A 20,484-nucleotide genomic window follows, 5' to 3' on the forward strand; every position below is an offset into this window, starting at 1 on the left:
GCGACGCGCTTTAAGTCTTTGTTTTGATGCATGTCGTTGTCCCAGAACCGAGCACACTTCTGGGCGACATGCATTAGGTAGCGCTCCGGGCGTCGTCCCACTGCGCCAATTACGCCGTCTTGCGCTCGACCACGCTGGGCTCCATCACGATCGTCGAACGGCGGCGGTCGGGGGCTTCGAGGAAGTCGATCAGCGCGTCGATGGCGATGGTGCCGGCTTCGAAGATGCGGCGGTCGATCGTCGACAGCGGGCGTTCGAGCAGGGGCGCCAGATAGATGTTGTCGAAGCCCATGACGGCGCAATCGTCGGGCACCCGCAGCCCTTTTTCGCGCAAGGCGACCGTGGCGCCGATCGCCAGCATGTCGCTCATGCAGCAGATGGCCGAAAACCGGGTGCTCTCCAGCAGCTCCCGCGTCGCCTGGCGCCCGAAGCTGTGCTGGAATTCGCCGCAGCGGATGAGATCCCGGTCGACGGCAATGCCGGCCTGGCGGTGCGCCTCCTCGAACCCGGCGAGCCTGATCCTGGTGTTCGCGCTTTCCGCCGATCCGCTGAGGAAGGCGATGCGGGTGTGACCCTTGGCGATCAGGTAGCCGGCCGACTGAAAGGCGCCGTTGCGATAGTCGGTATCGACGGTCGCCGCCAGGCAGTCGAGCTCCGGCACCTCGCGGTCCATCGACACGAAGGGGATGTTCAGGCCCCGCAGCAGGCCGGCATTCGGGATCACGCCGCTCGCGGCCAGCACGATGCCGTCCACGCCATGGCCGGCAAGGAAGGCGAGATGCGCCTCCTCCTTTTCCGGAACGCCGTCCGAGTTGCACAGGATGGTTGTATAACCGCGCAGGCGGGCAGCGTCGTCGCAGGCGCGAACGAGCTCGGTGAAATAGGGATTGAGGATATCCGGAACGATGATGCCGAGGACTTGCGAGCGACGGGTGACCAGCGAGCGGGCGATGGAGTTGGGCGTGTAGTTGAGTTCGCGCGCCAGCGACCAGATGCGGCTGCGCGTTTCCTCGCTGATGAAGGCGTCCTTGCGGTTGAGGACCTTGGAGACGGTGGCGATAGATACGCCGGCACCTCTCGCAATATCCTTGATGGTCGCCGCCACATGTCCTCGCATCGCTTGCCAAGCACCGTCGCCCTGATCCCGTAGCCTCTTACGTCGGCAAAGTCGACAGGCCCCGGCGGCGCGGCGGCGCTTCGGCAGGTCGACCGTGTTGACAACCGGCCGATATTCTTTTAGGTAAACGTTTAACTATTTCGATTTATGGACCTTTCCGATCATAATGCTCGTTCCGCCGTCCCACAGTGCAAGCCCGGCAACGGGAGAGATCGCGACGTGACCTTGCTTTCCAGGATCCCGCTGGTGATGGATGTCGACACCGGCACCGACGACGCCGTCTGCATCGCCGCGGCGACGCTCTGCACGGATAGGATCGAGCTGCTCGGGATCGGCGCCGTCTGCGGCAATGTCGAGATCGAGAAGACGGCGAGGAACACGCTCGACCTGATCGATTTTCTCGGCTGCGAGGCGCCTGTGCATATCGGCGCTTCGCGCCCGCTCGCCAGGCCGTTGTGCACGGCCGTCAGCCACGGCACGACGGGGCTGGGTGACGTGGCGCTGCCCGCCGCGCGACGCGGCTTCGCCGAAGGCGGCGTGACGGAATTGATCCACGGAGCGGCGAAGCGGCACCCGGGCGGGCTCGAGATCCTGGCCGTAGGGCCGCTGACCAACATCGCCACCGCGCTGACCGAATGCCCCGAACTGCTGGCGCTGATCAAACGCATCACCATCATGGGCGGCGCCATCCGCGGCGGCAACATGACCTTGGCCTCGGAGTTCAATCTCTATTGCGATCCGGAGGCGGCGCGCATCGTCTTCGAATCCGGATGCGCGCTGACGATGGTCGGCCTCGACGTCACGCTGAAGCCGGAGCTGCCGCGCCATATCTTCGACCGGATAAGGGCCGCACCGGGTCCGCAGGCGGACGTGGTGGCGCGCGTGCTGGACTTCATGATGCGGCGCAAGGACGAATTCGGCGCCGACGACCCCAACCTGCACGACGTGATCGCGCTCGCAGCGATCGTGAAACCGTCGCTGTTCACGTTCGAAAGCTATTACGTGCATCTGGAAACCGGCGGCGAGGTCACCCGTGGCATGACCATCGCCGACTTCAACAATGTATCAAAGAGGCCGCCAAACGCGGTTGTGGCCGTCGATATCGACGCCGACGGCTTCTGGGACTGGTTCGTCGATCTTTTCGGAGCTGGGAAATAATGGGACAGGATTGCGAGCATTGCGAATTCGACCGCCATCACGCGCTGGTCGAGGGCCTGGCGGCGGAGGTCCGGGACGGACGCCTCGACCGGCGTGAATTCCTGGCGATGGCAAGCATTTTCGGCGCATCCGCGGCTGTCGCCTATGGCCTGGTCGGGCTCGCCGCGCCGACGCCGGCGAGGGCCGCCGCGCCGAAGAAGGGCGGGGTGCTGCGCGTTTCCACCTTCGTCAAGGAGCAGAAGGACCCGCGCGCCTATGACTGGCCGGAAATGGCCAACATCGCGCGCCAGTTCCTCGACACGCTGGTGCGCTACGACACCGACTACACGTTCAAGCCTTCGCTGCTGGAAAGCTGGACGGTCAATGACGACGCCACCGGATACACGCTGAAGCTGAGGCGCGGCGTGACCTGGAACAATGGCGACGACTTCACCGCCGAGGACGTGGTCTTCAACCTCGAGCGCTGGTGCGACAAGGCTGCCGAAGGCAACTCCATGGCCGGCCGCATGACCGCGCTGATCGACGCCAAGACCGGCAAGGCGCGCGACGGCGCCGTCACCAGAACCGACGACCACACGGTGGTGTTGAAACTGTCCTCGTCCGACATTTCGATCATCCCGTCGATGACGGAATATTCGGCGCTGATCGTGCATCGCGGCTACGAGAAGGCCGGCGCCAACCTCATCGCGCATCCGGTCGGCACCGGGGCGTTCGAGCTCGTCTCCTATGATGTCGGCACCAAGGCCGTCGTCAAGCGGCGCCAGAACGGCAAGTGGTGGGGCGGCGAGGCCTATCTCGACGGCATCGAGTTCATCGACTACGGCACCGATCCGGCTGCCTGGGTGAGCGCCTTCGAGGCCGGCGAGATCGACACCAATTTCGAGACCACCGCCGACTATGTCGAGATCATGGACGGGCTCGGGCTGGTGAAGTCGGAAGTGGTGACGGCGGCCACGATCCTTGCCCGCGCCAATGTGACCAACAAGCCCTATGACGACGAGCGCGTGCGCCGCGCCCTGCAGATGGCGACCGACAACCAGGCCGTGCTGACGCTCGGCTATGGCGGCAAGGGCACGGTCGCCGAGAACCACCATGTCAGCCCGCTGCACCCGGAATATTACGCGCTGCCGAAGAAGACGCGTGACCTCGTCGGCGCCAAGAAGCTGATGGCGGAGGCCGGGCAGCTCGATTTCGAGCATGAGCTGATCACCGGCGACGAAGACTGGCACCGCAGCACCGGCGACACCATCGCCGCGCAGCTGCGCGAGGCCGGCTTCAAGGTGAAGCGCACCGTGCTGCCGGGCTCGACCTTCTGGAACAACTGGACCAAATATCCCTTCTCGATGACGTCGTGGGGCATGCGGCCGCTGGGTGTCCAGAACCTCGCGCTCGCCTATCGCAGCGGCGAGGCCTGGAACGAATCGGGCTACGCCAACCCCGAATTCGACAAGAAGCTCGACGCGGCGCTTGCCGTGCCGGACACCGGGAGGCGCAAGGAGATCATGAAGGATGTCGAGCAGATCCTGCAGGATTCAGGCATCCTCATCCAGCCCTATTGGCGCTCGCTGTTCACCCATTCGGTGGCGGCGGTGAAGGACAATCCGGCGCACCCCAATCTCGAGCAGCATTTCGAGAAGGTGTGGCTGGACCGGTAGGCAGGAGAACCGAGGCGCACCGGTTCCCGGATGCGTCAACTCCCCCGGTACGGATCATCCGTTCACTCGGCTATGTCAGGTACCTTCCAGTGTGGCGTCGTGGCAATTCGCCCATGCCTTGCAACCTTGAAATAGGTCGCGGCGAGATCCTCGGCACACATCGACGACAGGTATATCTGGATCGATCCGCCATCCTGCGTGATAGGATAGCGTTCGCCGCAGGCGTCAAGGCGCTTTTCATACTGGCGCCTTTGCTTGCGGGTCAGTCGGTCGAAAAACCCCGCCTTGCATTTGTCGATGACGGCCTCCGACATGAATTCGTCGCCGCTCGATCCCCAAGCGCAGGCCTGATGCAGCTTGTGTGCCGCCAGGCAACCGGGCGCGGCCTCGATGTCCTCCACTTGAACAGGCGCTGGTCCTTTCGGGCATCTCGCATCCTCGGCGGCGGCAGGCGTGACGAGGGCAAACCCTATCAAGATTGCGCAGCCAGTCCGCATGACGAATTCCCCCGTGGCCTCTCCAGGTCCGATCTTGCGTGCGATCCATTCTAGCCGAATGGCGCCGAGCGGAAAACGGCATTCGAGAGCTCGCCGCCGAGGGCGACGCATCGGCCTCCAGAGGGAGCCTCAACCGAAATCCATCGTCTTCGCGGATAGATGTTCCCGTAATGTTCTTGCGCGCTTCGAAAATCTGTGGTTGTCTGGATTGCATGCGCTCGCCGCCTGATGGTGGATCACAAGCGCGGTCACGCCGGGGGCGCGGAAAACATGGTGGCGCGGGTTCGCACGGTCGCTTTCCAGGGCATCGAGGCTTTGCCGGTCGATGTCCAGGTGATGGTCGGGCCGGGCAAGGTCGGCATGCAGATCGTCGGCCTGCCGGACAAGGCGGTGGCCGAGAGCCGCGAGCGCGTGCAGGCGGCACTGCATGCATCGGGCCTGTCGATGCCGTCGAAGAAGGTGACGGTGAACCTTGCGCCGGCCGATCTGCCCAAGGAAGGCAGCCATTACGACCTGCCGATCGCGCTCGGCCTGATGGCGGCGCTCGGCGCCATCCCGGGCGACATGCTGGCCGGCTATGTGGTTCTGGGCGAGTTGTCGCTCGACGGCACGATAACCGGCGTCGCCGGCGCGCTGCCGGCGGCGATCGGCGCCAATGCCGAGGGCAAGGGCCTGATCTGCCCCTTCGCCTGCGGGCCGGAAGCGGCCTGGGCGGGCAAGGATTTCGACATATTGGCGCCGCGCAGCCTGATCGCGGTCGCCAACCATTTTCGCGGCACGCAGGTGCTGTCGCGCCCCGAAGCCGGCATCCAGCTCGCGGCGCGCGACCTGCCGGACCTCGCCGACATCAAGGGCCAGGAGAGCGCCAAACGGGCGTTGGAAGTGGCGGCCGCCGGCGGCCACAATTTGCTGATGGTGGGGCCGCCGGGTTCGGGCAAGTCGATGCTGGCACAGCGCCTGCCCTCGATCTTGCCGCCTCTGGCGCCGAAAGAGCTGCTCGAAGTCTCGATGATCGCCTCCGTCGCCGGCGAGCTCGGCGAGGGCAAGCTGACCGACCGGCGGCCGTTCCGCGCGCCGCATCATTCGGCCTCGATGGCGGCGATGGTGGGCGGTGGGCTGCGCGCAAGGCCGGGCGAGGTCTCGCTCGCCCATCATGGCGTTCTCTTCCTCGACGAGTTGCCGGAGTTCACGCCGCAGACGCTGGACGCGCTGCGCCAGCCGTTGGAGACAGGCGACTGTATGATCGCGCGCGCCAACCACCGTGTCACCTATCCGGCGCGCATCCAGCTGGTGGCGGCGATGAATCCGTGCCGCTGCGGCATGTCGGGCGAGCCCGGCTATCGCTGCCTGCGCGGCGATCGCTGCCGCACCGAATACCAGGCGCGCATTTCCGGCCCGATGCTCGACCGTATCGACCTTCGGATCGAGGTGCCGGCGGTCTCGGCAAGCGACCTGATCCGGCCCCACAAGGCCGAGACGAGCGCGGCGGTAGCGCAACGCGTGGCGCGTGCACGCACCATGCAGCGCGAACGACTGGAAAGGCTGGGCACCGGCGCCACCACCAACGCGCATTGCCCGCCTTCGATCATCGAGGTGATCGCCAAGCCCGATACGGCCGGCTTGACCCTGCTCAAGGACGCCAGCGAGAAACTCGGCTTTTCGGCGCGGGCCTATCACCGCGTGCTCAAGGTGGCGCGCACGCTGGCCGACCTCGACGCCAGCGAAACGGTCGGCCGCATCCATCTCGCCGAGGCGATTTCCTATCGGATGAATGCCGAGCGGATGGCGCAGGCGGCGTAATGACTACCTTCGGTATCACTTCAAGCCATTTTGCAATGATCGGAAGTGCCGCCTAGCTTATTCAGTTACATCATATGGATAGTGTTTTGACCTCAGTAGGCGAAGGTTTAGGCGTTGCGGGCTTCTGAGTTCGATTTGCAATTCTAGTCCATCTGCTGAGACGAATTAGACTTCCGTCTTAATTTAAAGCGTGCAAAAGTCCTGCTCTTCATAGGGGGAAGAGAGGACTCACGAACCATGAGCAAAGACATTCGCGTCTCCGAGGTTGATATATTAGACATTGTCGCAAATTGGAAGGTTGATGCCTCTTCCGAGGACATGAACCGCTATTTCTTTGAGTTTAACGGATTTAGCAATATACTTAGTGGAAATGTATCATTCGTCGTTGGACGAAAAGGATGCGGGAAAACTGCTATTATAAGTTATATAGAATCTCTTACTGGTCATGATTTATTTGCCAACAAGATTACCTTTGGTGCTTTTCCGTTTGAAGAATTTTCTGAATACTTAAGTAAAGACTTCCTTAAGTCAAATGCATTCGCAACAGCTTGGAAGTACACGATTTACAATTCCGTATTGGATCATATGGCCAAGAATGACGCACTGCCAGCAGAGGCTCGGTCGGCGCTGGAAGATCGAAAGCCAACAACACCAGAGCGGCGGTTTAGTGATACCATGGGGCGATGGAAGGCTCGATCGTTTTCCGCTGGAGTGGGGAATAACCCCTTGGTAGGTGGCTTATCCTTCTCGACGAGCTCTCAGCCACTAGCCCGCAAGGCCGCAACTCTGGCTGAACAAGTTGCCGCCATGGAGGATTTCATATTCAAGTATATCGACGGATCAAGTTATTTTATCCTTTTTGACGGCCTTGATTCCGAAGTCCCAAAGACCGAAAACATACATGACGGCTGGGAGAAGTATGACTATATCATAACATCTTTGTTTAAGGCCGCTCTTGAAGTCAGGAACCTTTTCCGGAGCAGTCAAATTAACGTTATTCCTATTGTTTTCGTTAGAGATGATATTTTTGAGCTTACCTCTGACAGCGACAAAGAAAAATGGAGCGACCACACTTATGAGTTAACTTGGCGTATAGATCAGATAAGGCAGATGCTTGCTTATCGAATTACAAGATCTATAGACCAAGACGTCGATATATTGTCTTTTAACAGGGCATGGTCGGCTTTATTTGACAGAAGAACGCATATTACCATCGAGAGAACCGACGGATCGAGTTATGAAATCGACGTCTTGCAGTATATTCGCCTTAGAACTTTTCTACGTCCCCGAGATTTTATCCGGTATCTGCAAATCTGCGCGATGGTCACTAAGCAGCATAACAAGTCCTATGATCGGATAAACCCGGAAACAGTGGTGCGGAGCGAGTTTAATTACGCAAAGCGGTTTCAGCAAGAACTGTGCGACGAACTGATGTTGGTCTTCCCCAGACTTAAGGAGCTTCTTTCTTTATTTGACAAGATGCCATACAGTAGACATTTTACTTATGAGCAGTTCGTAGAGACTCTTGAGAGAGAGGTTGGCGACGGAAACGTGGAGGACTTTGGCCTAAAGCCGCACATGATTTTGAACATGCTATTCAGATACTCTGTCCTCGGCAATGTTAGAAAGTTTAAACTTCCTAGGAAGGAGTCAAAATATTATAGGACCTTTCGCTACACGAAGCCAAACGCGACACTTGATATTAACAGATTAATGACTTTGCATAGTGCTATTTATATATCGGTTTACTCTTCTCAGGCGGAAATTTTTTCTAATCTCGCCGACAAAGACATAGAGGACGATGAGAATCCGCCAACTGATTTAGTCAGATTTGAGGAAATCGATTGAAGCAGATTGGGAGGCGCCGAACGCGTGTCGAGGCTGCGGCTCTAGGTGGAAAACGCATACCTCGGTAGCCGCTAGCAATACACTCGGTCTTCGCGCCGCTAGCCGCTGCGATACTGGCTGATCATTCAATTGGCTCAATCGCGCGCCGGGATCAGCTTCTGCAGCGTCGGCGCCAGGATCACGCCGAAGGTCAAGACGTCGCCATAGGCCCGCGCGGAAAGCATCGCCCCGTGCACGGTCGCCATGAAAGCCTCGGCCTCGGCGCGCGGCGCGGCGGCGATGGTCAATGTGCCTTGCGCGGCGCCACGCTCGATGACGCCGGTCAGCCAGCTGGAGAGAAACCGAAAATACGCCCGGACCTCCAAGGCAATTTCAGGCGGAAGGGCCGGAAGCTCGCTGGCAAGCAATGCGCAGACGCAGAACGGCCTGCTCGCGTCCTCGATGCATTGTGCCCAGAAGCCGGCATAGGTTCGAAGCAGCTCGGGCGGCTCAGGCACGTTGCGCTCGAGTTCGGCCATGCCCGTGACGGCGTCCTCGAGGTAGCGCCTGACCAGGGTTTGCACCAAGTCGACCTTGCTTGGGAAATGATGGTGGATGCTGGCCTTGCGGATACCGACCACCTCGGCGATATCGGCATAGCTGAACCCGTTATAGCCGCCGGCGACGATGAAGCTTCGCGCGGCGGCCAGGATGTCATCGGCGGTGTTCGAGGGCTTATCCATAGACATACTTGGAGCGTTTCGCCGTTTCACGGAAACGGTGAAACGCTCTATCTCCTTGTTTTGACGCAATTCCTGACGGAAAACCGCTCACACTTTTCCTGGAGTTGCTCTAACCTCCAGCGGAGGAAATCTCAACGCGCGGCCTGCGGCGACTTGCGAGCATGTCGCTGACGGAAAGCCACACGGCGGACACCAGGAAGTAGAAGGCGCCGAACGCGGCATAGGGCGCGACGTTGGCGATGCCGATGGCCTCCGCGCCGCCCGCCATCTTGACGAAGAAGAGGCCGGCCAGCGCCGACTGGGCGCCGCTCAGGATCATCGCCCATTGCGCGCCGTTGGTCTTCCAGCGACGCAGGGCGGTCAGCAACTGGAATCCGCCGGAGACGACGGCCCAGACACCATAGACCGCGAGCACCGCGTTCATGCTGTGGCCAAGCGCGATGGCGACCGCAATCGCGGTGAGGATACTGACGACGAAATTGAGCAGCTGCGACCTGTTGCGGCTCAGTCCGCCACTGCGCTGCGCATCGACATAGTTCGCGAGCGCGTCCCAGATGGGGTAGGCCACCAGCATGACCGCGGCGAGCGGCGGAACGGTCTTGGCGACGGTGACGGCCGCCAGGACCCAGCCGGCCGACACGGCAAAGCGTAGATAATAATAGGTTTTGAGCCAGCCATTTGAGAACCGGGCGCGATTTTGACCGCTTGTTTGTGCAGACATGACGATAACTTCCTTTGATTCTGATTACCTACCTACTAGAAGGTAGGTAGGTATCCGTCAAGCATTTGCGAGGTGGACGCGTGGGCGTTCACGCTTCTTTGAACGCCCAATCGCGCCCGGGAATTGTGCGTGATATGGTGAGGCGGATCCGCGCGGGGGCGAGGGATGATTTCAGTTTTGCCGGCGCGCAGCGCCGAGGATTTTGAAACCCTGGCAGGGCTCTGCCGCGAGCTCGCGCAATGGGATGTCGACGCTTCGGCGCCGCATGGCATCTCGGCGGCAGATGTGAGGGCTCTCTTTCAACCCGAAAAAAGCGGCGCTCAACTGGCCGCGCAATTCGGCGCACCGGATGCCATGGCCTTCATCGCCCGTTCCGGAGGCCTGCCGGCGGGTTGCCTCGGCTTCGGCCCATTCGGCGAAGGGGTGGTGGAACTTCATAAGTTCTTTGTTGACGCGTCCTTCCGCGGACAAGGCATAGGTCGTGCGCTGATAGGCGCCACGCTGGCGCAAATCGAGAAGAGTCCCGCCCGCACTGTGCTGATCCACACGAGCTTCTATATGAGCAGTGCCATTGCCGTATACGAGGCGTTCGGCTTCAGGCCCTGCGCGCGCTTTCGCGATACCCCGGCGCATGTCAGGCATACGGACGTCTTCCTATCGCGGCCAAGCCGGGCTGCTTAAGACGATAAAGGCGCCATAGAAGCCGCTCGCGACGCGATCACCTCGTCATCTCGCTTATGTGATCGGCGCCTGCTTGCGCCCGCGGGGCCGCCGACCATAAAAGATGACTGCTTTAGACAGGTTTTGTGGCTTGCCTTGAAGGGGCGAGCCTCTTGGGGCGGGCGCGGTCATCTCCCCGGCGCGGCTGAACTCCAAATGCTGGTACCGTTCCTGATCATGTTTCGCGAGGGCGTCGAGGCGGCGCTGATCGTCGGCATCATCGCCAGCTACCTCAGCCGCACCGGCCGCGACGCCTGGATGCCGCTGGTGTGGATCGGGATTTTTCTCGCGCTCGCCTTCTCGCTCATTGTAGGCGCGATCCTTCAGCTTGCCGCGATCGAATTCCCGCAGAAGGCACAGGAGCTGTTCGAGGCCGTGATCGGCCTCGTCGCGGTGTCGGTGCTCGCCTCGATGGTGTTCTGGATGCGCAAGGCGGCGCGTTCGATCAAGGCCGAGCTGCATTCCTCCATCGATGCCGCCTTCGCGGCGCCCAGCCACAAGGGGTTCGGGCTGATCGCCATGGTGTTCCTCGCCGTGGCGCGCGAGGGCGTCGAGTCGGTCTTCTTCCTGCTCGCCGCCTTCCAACAGGCCGATGCCTATGCGCCGCTCGCGGCGCTCGCCGGCGTCGTGCTGGCGGGCTTCGTCGGCTACGGCGTCTATGCCGGCAGTGTGCGGCTCGACCTTCGGCGCTTCTTCCGCTGGACCGGCGCCTTCATCCTGATCGTCGCCGCCGGGCTGGTCGCCAACTCGGTCAACGCGCTGCACGAGGCCGGCCTGTGGAATTACGGGCAGCAGATCGTCTTCGACATCAGCGGCGTGCTGCCGGCGGACAGCCCGCTCGGCTCGGTGCTCTCCGGCATTTTCGGCTATATCGACGCGCCGACGGTGAGCGAGCTCGTCGTCTATCTCGGCTTCCTCGCGCCGTCGCTGTGGCTGTTCCTGGCGGACCAGCCGGCCGGCCGGCGACGCCCGAAGACATCCGAGCGACCGGTGGCATGAACGCATCCAAGCAAAGCCAAGCCCTGCCGCGCACCGCCGTGCGCATCGGCTTTGTGCTGTCGCTGCTGCTTCTGATCGCGTCGGCAGTTGCCTTCTACTACGCGACGCTGGCCGTGCAGAAAGGCCGCCGCGAGGCCGCGGCATCGGTCAATGTGACGATCACCGGCCAGGCCTGCGAGCCCAACGAAATAACTGTCTCAGCCGGACGCAACATTTTCCGGATCGCCAACCGGTCCGACCGGGCGGTGGAGTGGGAAATCCTCGACGGGGTGATGGTGCTTGAGGAGCGCGAGAACATCGCGCCCGGGTTCACGCAGGCGCTGACGACGCGGCTCGAACCTGGCGATTACGCCATCACCTGCGGGCTCATCTCCAACCCGCGCGGCAAACTGCACGTCCAGCCCGCGGCCAATGCCGGGCCGGCCGCGAAGCCGAACCTCACCGCTTTCATCGGCGCGCTCGCCGAATACAAGGTGTTTCTCGCGACCGAGACCGACGCCTTCGTCGATGCCGCCACTGCTTTCGCCAACGCCGTGAAATCTGGCGACCTCGCGGCGGCGAAAGCAGCCTATCTGCCGGCCGAAACCGCCTATGCCCGTATCGCGCCGGTGTCGCCGCTCTTTTCCGATCTCGACACGGCAATCGACGGACGCGCGGACGGCTTCGGCCAACGCGAGGCCGATCCGGCCTTTGGCGGGCTGCATCGCCTGGAATACGGGCTGTTCCGCCAGGGCAGTCTAGAGGGCTTGGCGCCGGTCGCCGACAGGCTGGCCGCCGATGCCGCAACGCTCAAGGCGCGCATCCACGATCTGCGCATCATGCCCGAAAGCATGGTGGGCGGCGCGGCGGCGATCCTAGAGCGCGTCGCGGCGGCTGGGCCCGGCTTCGGCGACAGCCCTTATGCGCATGCCGACCTTGCTTCGTTCGAAGCGACCGTGTCGGGCGTGCGCAAGGTCTTCGACCTCTTGCGCCCCGTGGCGGCCAGGAGCGCGCCCGCTATCGCCGCATCGATCGACGCGGATTTCGCGGCCCTCGACAAGTCGATCGCGGCCCGCCGGGCCGAGGTCACCGAGGCGCTCGCCGATCCGGCCAAGGCCGAGCTCGGCAAAGCGGCAACCGCTTTGGCCGCCGATCTTTCCAGGCTTCGCGACATGATGGATCTCAGCCAATGACGGCCAAGGACAAGCCCAAGCTGCCGAATGCGACACGCCGCTCGATCCTGATCGGCGCGGTGGCCGGCGCGCTGGCGCCAACGATGGCGACTGCCGCCTCTGGCGGTAGCGCTGGCGTAACCGACGCGCCGGAGAGCGACAGCGTGCATCAGCGGCAGCCCTTTCATGGCGAGCACCAGCCCGGCATCGTGACGCCACGGCCGGCGGCCGGCCTGGTCGCGTCCTTCGACGTGCTGGCGCAGAACCGCGCCGGGCTCCAGCGGCTGTTCGAGACGCTGACCGAACGCACCGCCTTCCTGATGCAGGGCGGCACGCCGCCTCGGCTCGATTCGAAATTTCCCGCCGCCGATTCCGGCATCCTCGGCCCGGTGGTGACGCCGGACAATCTGACGATCACCACGTCGCTCGGCGCCTCGCTGTTCGACGAGCGTTTTGGTCTCGCGCCGCAAAAACCGAGACGGCTGTCGCGCATGACATCCTTCTCCAACGACGCGCTGGAGGAAGAATTCTGCCACGGCGACCTTTTGCTGCAATTCTGCTCGAACACGCCCGACACCAACATCCACGCGCTGCGCGACATCGTGAGGAACACGCCGGATTCGCTGCTCTTGCGCTGGAAGCAGGAGGGCTCGGTGCCGGTGCGGCCGCCAAGCCTGGGCAAGCCGAAGGAAAGCGCGCGCAACTTCCTCGGTTTTCGCGATGGCTCCGCCAATCCGGATGCCGGCGATGCTGAGCTGATGAACCAAATCGTCTGGGTGCGGCCAAGCGCCGACGAGCCCGGCTGGACGGCCGGCGGCTCCTACCAGGCGGTGCGGCTTATAAGAAATTTCGTCGAGCGCTGGGACCGCACGCCGCTGCAGGAGCAGCAGACGATCATCGGCCGCCAGAAAGCGAGCGGCGCGCCTTTCGGCGGCGCCGCCGAAGCCGATTTGCCGAACTATGCCGGCGACCCGCATGGCAAGGTAACGCCGCTCGACGCGCATATCCGCCTTGCCAACCCGCGCGACGCGGAAGCGCAAAAGCACCTGATCCTGCGCCGCCCGTTCAACTATTCGAACGGCGTCAGCAAGGCCAACCAGATGGATATGGGGCTCTTGTTCATCGCCTATCAGGCCGACCTCGAACGCGGCTTCATCGCCGTCCAGACACGGCTGAGCGGCGAGCCGCTGGAGGAATACATCAAGCCGTTCGGCGGCGGCTATTTCTTCGCGCTGCCCGGCGTCAAGGACGAGAACGACTTTCTCGGCCGCGCGCTGCTCGGGGCGGCCGCATCTTCCGGCACCCACAGCTGACCATTTTTCCAACAAGGAGAGAGGACATCCCATGAAGTTCCGCCGTGCAACCGCCGCATCGCTGATTGCGCTGTCAGCCAGCCTCGCGCCGGCATACGCAGCCGTGTCGCCGCTCGACCTGGTGCAGCCGATCGCCGACTACAAGATCTATGTCCAGGGCAAGATCGACACGCTGGTCAAGGACACCAAGGAATTCACCGACGCGGTGAAAGCCGGCGACCTCGCCAAGGCCAAGACGCTCTACGCGCCGGCGCGCGTCAATTACGAGACGATCGAGCCGATCGCGGAGCTGTTCTCCGACCTCGACGGCGCCATCGACTCGCGCGCCGACGACCATGAGCAGAAGGAGAAGTCGACCGACTTCACCGGCTTCCATCGCATCGAATACACGCTCTTCAGCCAGAACACGACCGAGGGCCTCGGACCGCTCGCCGACAAGCTCGACGCCGACGTGCTCGATCTGCAGAAGCGCGTCGCCGGACTGACCGTGCCGCCGGAAAAGGCGGTCGACGGCGCCGCCGGGCTGCTCGAGGAGGTAGCCTCGTCAAAAATCTCCGGCGAGGAGGACCGCTACAGCCACACCGACCTTTGGGATTTCCAGGCCAATATCGACGGCGCGCAGAAGATCGTGGCGCTGGTCGAGCCGCTGGTCACGAAGGAGGACCCGGCGCTGATCAAGACCGTCAATGACAATTTCGCCACCGTGGACGGCATCCTGGCCAAGTACAAGACGGCCGACGGCTTCGAAACCTACGACAAGCTGTCGGACGCCGACCGCAAGGCGCTGGCCGGTCCGGTCACGGCGCTGGCGGAGGATTTGTCGAAGCTCAGGGGCACGCTCGGGCTGAATTGAGGCATATGGTGCTGCCCCCTCTCCGTCCGCTGCGCGGACGGAGAGGGGGCAGCACTGACGGATGGAAAGTGATCGTGGCGACTGAGCGCGACGCCCTTCGGACTGTTCAGCCCTTCGCCTTCAGCTCCAGCCGCCGCGCGTGCAGCACAGGCTCGGTGTAGCCGTTGGGCTGCACCGTTCCCTTGAACACCAGATCGCAGGCGGCCTGGAAGGCGATGGAATTGTCGAAATCCGGCGCCATCGGGCGGTAGAGCGAGTCGCCGACATTCTGGCGGTCGACGATCGCCGCCATGCGCTGCAGCGAATCCCGGACCTGGATTTCCGAGCACACCTTGTGGCGCAGCCAGTTGGTGATGTGCTGCGAGGAGATGCGCAGCGTGGCGCGGTCCTCCATCAGGCCGACATCGTTGATATCGGGCACCTTCGAGCAGCCGACGCCCTGGTCGATCCAGCGCACGACATAGCCGAGGATGCCTTGCGAATTGTTGTCGAGCTCGCGCTGGATCTCGTCCGGCGTCCAGTTCGGCCGCACCGCGACCGGCACCGACAGGATGTCGTCGAGCTTGGCCTTCGGCCGGCTCTTCAGCGCCGCCTGCACGGCGTGCACGTCGACCTTGTGATAATGCGTGGCGTGCAGCGTCGCGGCCGTCGGTGACGGCACCCAGGCGGTGTTGGCGCCGGCCTTCGGATGCGCGATCTTCTGCTCCAGCATCGCCGCCATCAGGTCCGGCATCGCCCACATGCCCTTGCCGATCTGGGCATGGCCGGCGAGCCCGCATTCGAGGCCCGTATCGACGTTCCAGGCCTCATAGGCGGAAATCCAGGCGGCCTGCTTCATGTCGCCCTTGCGGATCATCGGACCGGCTTCCATCGAGGTGTGGATTTCGTCGCCGGTGCGGTCGAGGAAGCCGGTGTTGATGAACACGACGCGCTCGCGTGCCGCGCGGATCGCCTCCTTGAGGTTGACGGTGGTGCGCCGCTCCTCGTCCATGATGCCCATCTTGATGGTGTTCCTGGCCATGCCAAGCAGCGCTTCGACGCGGTCGAAGATCTCGACGGCGAAGGCGACCTCTTCGGGCCCGTGCATCTTCGGCTTCACCACATACATCGAGCCGGCGCGGGAATTGGCGCGGCGGCCGTTCTCGCCGACATCGTGCAGCGCGATCAGCGCGGTGAGGGCCGCGTCCATGATGCCTTCCGGCACCTCGCGGCCGTCGTGGTCCAGGATCGCCGGATTGGTCATCAGGTGGCCGACATTGCGCACCAGCATCAACGAGCGCCCCGGCAAAAGCAGCTGGCCGCCGTTCGGCGCCGTGTAGCGGCGGTCGGGATTGAGCGTGCGGACAAAAGTCTTGCCGCCCTTGGTGATCTCTTCGGCGAGATCGCCCTTCATCAGGCCGAGCCAGTTGCGGTAGACGACGACCTTGTCCTCGGCATCGACGGCGGCGACCGAATCCTCGCAGTCCTGGATGGTGGTCAGAGCCGATTCCAGGATAACGTCGGCGATGCCGGCCGGATCGGTCCTGCCGATCTGGTTGGCGCGGTCGATCACGATCTCGATATGCAGGCCGCTCTTGACCAGAAGCACGGCTTCGGGATTGGCGGCATCGCCGCGATAGCCGGCGAACTGTTTCGGGTCGGCAAGCGTCGTGGCGCCGGCGCCCTCGCCGACCTTCAGCGCGCCGTTCTCGACCGAAAGCCCGTTGACGCCGGCCCATTTGCCCGTGGTGAGCGGCACCGACTGGTCGAGGAAATCCCTGGCCCAGGCAATCACCTTGGCGCCGCGCTTCGGGTTGAAGCCCTTGCCCTTCTCGGCGCCGCCGGTCTCGGGAATGGCGTCGGTGCCGTAGAGCGCGTCATAGAGCGAACCCCAGCGCGCATTGGCGGCGTTCAGCGCATAGCGCGCGTTCATCACCGGCACGACGAGCTGCGGCCCGGCGACGATTGCGATCTCGGGATCGACATGATCGGTCGAGACGCTGAAGGCGAGCCCTTCCGGCACCAGATAGCCGATATCCTTCAGGAAAGTCCTGTAGCCCTCCATGTCGATCGGCGCGCCGTTTTCGCGGTACCAGCCGTCGAGCTTTTCCTGCATGGCGTCGCGTTTGGCCAGCAGCGCCCGGTTTTTCGGCGCGAGGTCGTGGACGATGGCCGAAAAGCCTTCCCAGAATTTCCCCGGCTCGATGCCGGTGCCGACTGCCGCCTCTTCGGCCACGAAGTCATGGAGCTCCCGGGCGATCTGCAACCCGGCGATCTCGATGCGGTCGGTCATCAGGGCTTCTCCAACTGTAGGCTTTGCCGGGCCTTTGGCATGTTTGGGGTTGCGGGGTCAATTCGGCTTAGGGTGTAGGAGGGTGCGGGCCAGCGAATCTCCCCCCTCGAGGGGGGAGATGGCCGGCAGGCCAGAGGGGTCCTAGCGCATGAAGCGCCAACGTCGTTTCGGCGCAGATCACGTCGGCGCTTCACGCGCGGCGACCCCCTCTGTCGCCTTTGGCGACATCTCCCCCTCGAGGGGGAGATTATCCGCCTCACACCGCAATCCTCGGCCTTCCCGACGCCACGGCGACCACATGCGCCTCGATGAACATGCGCTGGCCTTCGATGGTCGAGACCTTGAACTCGGTGGCGACGGCGATCTCGGCGCTGTCGGTGCCGGCGTCCTTGGCGCGCTCGGCCGCGATCGCGCGCACGTCGGCTTCGGCGGCGGCGATCGCCTTGTCCTCCTCGGTGAAGTCGCGCACCGTCTGGCCGGAGGCGAGGCGGAACAGGCCTTCCTTGGGCTGGCTGACGCGGGCCTCGGCGGAGACGCGCACCTGGCCGACCACGGCGCCCAGCGCGTTGGCGACATCGGTGTCTTCCGGCACGATGCAGCCATTGCCGATAAGCGGTGGCAGGCCGGCATAATGCAGCGGCGCCGACGCGCCGAGGCCGATGACCGGGCGGTCGAGCGCGACGGTGAAGCGGGCGATGCCGGGATGGGCGTCGACGGCGCGCTGCACCAGCGCGTGCGCGACGGTGGCGGCGCCGTCCAGCCCGTCCTCGGCGAAGGCGGTTTCGAGGATGTATTCGGCCGACCAGCGGGTGAGCGTGACGAGCACGCGCTCGGCGATGGCTTCCGGCGTCGCCGCGATCGTCTGGCCGCGGCCGTCGCGGCGGCGGGCGAACAGCTCGGCGCCAAGCCGGGCGGCGGCGGCGTCCCAATTGGATTGCTTGCCGAGCACATGGGCGGCGTCGGACGGCGTGAAGCCTGAGATATGGACGAGACCGCGCGCGACCAGCCGGTTCAGCGTGGCGTTCTGCGCGTTGGAAGCGAGCAGCCGGTCGAGCGCCAACGGGGTCGCGCCGATGGTCTCGTAGAGTTTCGTTTCCGGCCCGGTGAGGCCGGCGGCGAGCCGGTCCGGCACGCCGGTGCGCATAGCAAAGCGGCCGTCCATGCGGCCGGGGTTCGGCGCGCGCAGCTGGCGCTCGAGCTCCGACGTCACCGCCTCGCCATGCACCATGCCGGACAGCGCCAGCGGCACCAGCCGGCGTGGGCCAAGCAGGATCTTCGGATCGAGCGCGCCGTCTTCCAGCGTGACTTCCGAGTCGCCGCCGAGGCCGAAGGTGCGCATGGCGACAGCCTCGACCATGGTGCGGAAGCCGCCGACGGTGGCGCCTTCCGGATCGAGCCGCGGGCGGCCGCCATCGAGCACGGCGACGTCGGTGGTGGTGCCGCCGATGTCCGAGACCATGGCGTCGTCGAGGCCGGTCATGTGGCGGGCGCCGACAAGGCTGGCGGCGGGGCCGGACAGGATCGTCTCGATCGGCCGCTGGCGGGCGAAGGCCGCCGACACCAGCGCGCCGTCGCCGCGCACCACCATCAAGGGGGCGGCGATGCCGCGCTTGGCCAGGAACCCTTCGGTCGCCGCGACCAGCCGGTCGATCATCGAGATCAGCCTTGCGTTGAGCAGCGTGGTCAGGGCGCGGCGCGGGCCGCCGAGCTTGGCCGACAATTCATGGCTGGCGGTGACCGGCAGGCCGGTCTTCTCGCGGATCAGGTCGCGGGCCACAAGCTCATGCGCCGGATTGCGGGTGGCGAAATAGGCGCAGACGGCGAAGCCCGACACCGAGCCGCCCAGCTCGGGAAGCGCCGCCTCGAGGCCGGACAGGTCGAGTTTCGCGGCGTTGCCATGCACATCATGGCCGCCGGGGCAGAACACCACCGGGTCGGTGCCTAAAGCCGTCTTCAACCCGTCGCGGGCAAGATCGGCCTCGGAAAAGCCGATCATGACCAGCGCCACACGCCCGCCCTGGCCCTCGACCAGCGCGTTGGTGGCCAAGGTGGTGGACATCGAGACCAACTTTATCGCGGCCGGGTTAGTGGCGGATTTCTCCAGCACCGCATCCACCGCGCCGGAAATGCCGACGGCGAGGTCGTGGCGCGTGGTCAGCGACTTGGCCTTGGCCAGGACCTTTCCCTTCGGCCCGCCCTCCTCGGACCACAGCACCGCGTCGGTATAGGTGCCGCCGGTGTCGATGCCGAGGAAGAGAGGTTTGGGCTTGGCGGTCATTTTTGCAGGCATTCCGGGGTCGAGAGCTTTGTTGCGAAGCCCTTAGCCGATACGCGCTGGCGGATAAAGAAGGGAGGGATGGGCCAAGGGCGCGGCGTTGGCGCTAAGAGAGGGGGGCCTCGCGCCGACCTCCGTAATTACCCCTCAAAGCCCACCCTCTTATGGCTCCCGTCACAAAACGGCTTGTTGGCCGAATGGCCGCAGCGGCAGAGGAACACCTTGGTGGTGCGGGCGATGGTATGCCCCGTGCCGGTGACGATCTCGAGATTGCCTTCGACCTTGAGCGGGCCGTTGCTGGTCGGCGTCACGTTGAGCGGACCATCCCGCGCCTCCAGCACCTGCGCTTCCTTCAGCGGCGGCTCGCCGGTGGCGGTGAAGCCGGCCTTGATGTGGCTGTTGTCGCAGAACGGCTTGTTCTGCGACAGGCCGCAGCGGCAGAGCGTGGCGCGCAAGAAGGTGTCCTCGCCGAGCACGATCTCGGCATGCACCGCCAGCGGGCCGTTCTCGCGCACCCGCACGGTGTTGACCACCGGCGGCTTCTCCTGCGGCCCGCCATCCTTGCGGGTGTAGGTGATGGCCCCCGACGGGCAGTTCTGCGCCAGCGCCACGACCTGCTCGACATCAGCGGCTTCCGGGTGGATCCACTCGCCCGGCGCGTTGGGCACGAAGACATGCGGGTTGCCGAGCACGCAATTGCGCGAGTGGATGCAGCGCTTGCCGCTGAAAGAAACGTCGATCTTCTCGCCTTCGACCGTGCCTGCCATGGGGCTCTCCTCTGGTGGGTAGAGGCAAGGCTAGGGCGCGGGCGTGAGGGGCGTCAAGCGACAAGCTCCCCCTTCTCCCCTTGTGGGAGAAGGTGGCTCGGCGCGCAGCGCCGAGACGGATGAGGGGTGTTCCAGCTTGGCGAAGACGCCTGAGCCTCGCTACCGCCAGGGCTGCAGACTTTGATCCCGCACATAAGCGATGATGGTATCGCACACCGCATCGAGCTCTTTCAGAACATCGTCGTTCCAGAAACGAAGCACGCGAAAGCCCCTCGCCTTCAATTCGGCGTCGCGTTCCTGGTCATGGCGCGACTCCGCATGCTGGCTGCCGTCGATTTCGACGATGAGCCGAGCCTCCGCGCAGACAAAGTCGGCCACGTATCGGCCCATCGGCACCTGACGCCGGAACTTGATGTCGTCCAGACGGCGGCCACGCAACTCCCGCCACAGACGGTCTTCTGCCTCTGTCGGCTCGCGGCGCATCGACCGGGCGAAATTGCGTTTGGCCGGGGTTACGGGCTGGTGCGGCATGCCGAAGATTAGCCGGTCTTTCTGATTGCTCAAATATCCGGCGTCGCACTCCGCTGGAACACCCCTCATCCGTCTCGGCGCTGCG

General features: G+C 63.8%; 17 protein-coding genes. 9 read left to right on the forward strand and 8 right to left on the reverse strand.

Going from position 1 to position 20,484, the window contains the following annotated elements:
- Positions 1–109 precede the first annotated feature (109 nt).
- The gene (locus tag FJ471_RS26715; RefSeq protein WP_181179760.1) at positions 110–1,105 is read right to left on the reverse strand and encodes a LacI family DNA-binding transcriptional regulator; all 996 of its coding nucleotides are present in this window, start codon (positions 1,103–1,105) and stop codon (positions 110–112) included.
- A 231-nt stretch (positions 1,106–1,336) separates the two neighbouring features.
- On the opposite strand from FJ471_RS26715, the gene FJ471_RS26720 reads away from it, so the two are divergent.
- Together FJ471_RS26720 and FJ471_RS26725 are read left to right on the forward strand one after the other, a co-directional pair.
- Positions 1,337–2,275, forward strand: a complete 939-nt coding sequence (locus FJ471_RS26720; RefSeq protein WP_181179762.1) for a nucleoside hydrolase — start codon at positions 1,337–1,339, stop codon at positions 2,273–2,275.
- Positions 2,275–3,930: an ABC transporter substrate-binding protein gene (locus FJ471_RS26725; protein ID WP_140807719.1), complete on the forward strand. Its 1,656-nt coding sequence runs from the start codon at positions 2,275–2,277 to the stop codon at positions 3,928–3,930. Before FJ471_RS26720 ends, FJ471_RS26725 begins: the two co-directional genes overlap by 1 nt.
- 62 nt (positions 3,931–3,992) lie before the next feature.
- Here FJ471_RS26725 and FJ471_RS26730 read toward each other — a convergent pair whose 3' ends face one another.
- Complete coding sequence (locus FJ471_RS26730; RefSeq protein ID WP_181179764.1) at positions 3,993–4,244, reverse strand: hypothetical protein; 252 nt, start codon at positions 4,242–4,244, stop codon at positions 3,993–3,995.
- Positions 4,245–4,697: 453 nt separating this feature from the next.
- Here FJ471_RS26730 and FJ471_RS26735 point away from each other — a divergent pair, with 453 nt between their 5' ends.
- Both FJ471_RS26735 and FJ471_RS26740 read left to right on the forward strand, forming a co-directional pair.
- Positions 4,698–6,227 carry a YifB family Mg chelatase-like AAA ATPase gene (locus FJ471_RS26735; RefSeq protein WP_140807721.1) on the forward strand — a complete coding sequence of 510 codons (1,530 nt, stop codon included), beginning with the start codon at positions 4,698–4,700 and terminating at the stop codon, positions 6,225–6,227.
- A 237-nt stretch (positions 6,228–6,464) separates the two neighbouring features.
- Entirely contained in the window at positions 6,465–8,075 is a 1,611-nt protein-coding gene (locus tag FJ471_RS26740) for a hypothetical protein (RefSeq protein ID WP_140807722.1), read from the forward strand.
- 134 nt (positions 8,076–8,209) lie between these two features.
- Here the strand turns inward: FJ471_RS26740 and FJ471_RS26745 are convergent, their stop codons facing one another.
- Entirely contained in the window at positions 8,210–8,797 is a 588-nt protein-coding gene (locus FJ471_RS26745) for a TetR/AcrR family transcriptional regulator (RefSeq protein ID WP_140807723.1), read from the reverse strand.
- A 109-nt stretch (positions 8,798–8,906) separates the two neighbouring features.
- Complete coding sequence (locus tag FJ471_RS26750) at positions 8,907–9,518, reverse strand: DUF308 domain-containing protein (protein ID WP_140807724.1); 612 nt, start codon at positions 9,516–9,518, stop codon at positions 8,907–8,909.
- 165 nt (positions 9,519–9,683) lie between these two features.
- Between FJ471_RS26750 and FJ471_RS26755 the strand changes: the two genes are divergently transcribed.
- The 5 genes from FJ471_RS26755 to efeO (FJ471_RS26775) all read left to right on the forward strand — a co-directional run bounded on the left by FJ471_RS26755 (position 9,684) and on the right by efeO (FJ471_RS26775) (position 14,554).
- On the forward strand, positions 9,684–10,199 hold the full coding sequence (locus tag FJ471_RS26755; protein ID WP_140807725.1) for a GNAT family N-acetyltransferase: 516 nt from the start codon (positions 9,684–9,686) through the stop codon (positions 10,197–10,199).
- Between the two features lie 195 nt (positions 10,200–10,394).
- Positions 10,395–11,237 carry an iron uptake transporter permease EfeU gene (efeU, locus tag FJ471_RS26760; protein ID WP_140807726.1) on the forward strand — a complete coding sequence of 281 codons (843 nt, stop codon included), beginning with the start codon at positions 10,395–10,397 and terminating at the stop codon, positions 11,235–11,237.
- Positions 11,234–12,409, forward strand: a complete 1,176-nt coding sequence (gene efeO, locus FJ471_RS26765) for an iron uptake system protein EfeO (protein WP_140807727.1) — start codon at positions 11,234–11,236, stop codon at positions 12,407–12,409. Before efeU ends, efeO (FJ471_RS26765) begins: the two co-directional genes overlap by 4 nt.
- Entirely contained in the window at positions 12,406–13,701 is a 1,296-nt protein-coding gene (gene efeB, locus FJ471_RS26770) for an iron uptake transporter deferrochelatase/peroxidase subunit (RefSeq protein ID WP_140807728.1), read from the forward strand. The genes efeO (FJ471_RS26765) and efeB overlap by 4 nt, the downstream gene beginning before the upstream one ends.
- A gap of 31 nt (positions 13,702–13,732) precedes the next feature.
- Positions 13,733–14,554 carry an iron uptake system protein EfeO gene (gene efeO, locus FJ471_RS26775; RefSeq protein WP_140807729.1) on the forward strand — a complete coding sequence of 274 codons (822 nt, stop codon included), beginning with the start codon at positions 13,733–13,735 and terminating at the stop codon, positions 14,552–14,554.
- A 106-nt stretch (positions 14,555–14,660) separates the two neighbouring features.
- Here the strand turns inward: efeO (FJ471_RS26775) and FJ471_RS26780 are convergent, their stop codons facing one another.
- The 4 genes from FJ471_RS26780 to FJ471_RS26795 form a co-directional block, all read right to left on the reverse strand.
- Positions 14,661–16,826: a malate synthase G gene (locus FJ471_RS26780; RefSeq protein ID WP_140807730.1), complete on the reverse strand. Its 2,166-nt coding sequence runs from the start codon at positions 16,824–16,826 to the stop codon at positions 14,661–14,663.
- 256 nt (positions 16,827–17,082) lie between these two features.
- Positions 17,083–19,104 (reverse strand): hydantoinase/oxoprolinase family protein, encoded by a 2,022-nt coding sequence (locus tag FJ471_RS26785; protein WP_140807731.1) that lies wholly within the window; start codon positions 19,102–19,104, stop codon positions 17,083–17,085.
- A gap of 137 nt (positions 19,105–19,241) precedes the next feature.
- Complete coding sequence (locus FJ471_RS26790) at positions 19,242–19,868, reverse strand: CDGSH iron-sulfur domain-containing protein (RefSeq protein WP_140807732.1); 627 nt, start codon at positions 19,866–19,868, stop codon at positions 19,242–19,244.
- Positions 19,869–20,027: 159 nt separating this feature from the next.
- Positions 20,028–20,432 (reverse strand): DUF559 domain-containing protein, encoded by a 405-nt coding sequence (locus FJ471_RS26795; protein ID WP_348643368.1) that lies wholly within the window; start codon positions 20,430–20,432, stop codon positions 20,028–20,030.
- Positions 20,433–20,484: the final 52 nt, after the last annotated feature.

Source organism: Mesorhizobium sp. B2-7-1 (assembly GCF_006440735.1).
Classification (GTDB): Bacteria; Pseudomonadota; Alphaproteobacteria; order Rhizobiales; family Rhizobiaceae; genus Mesorhizobium.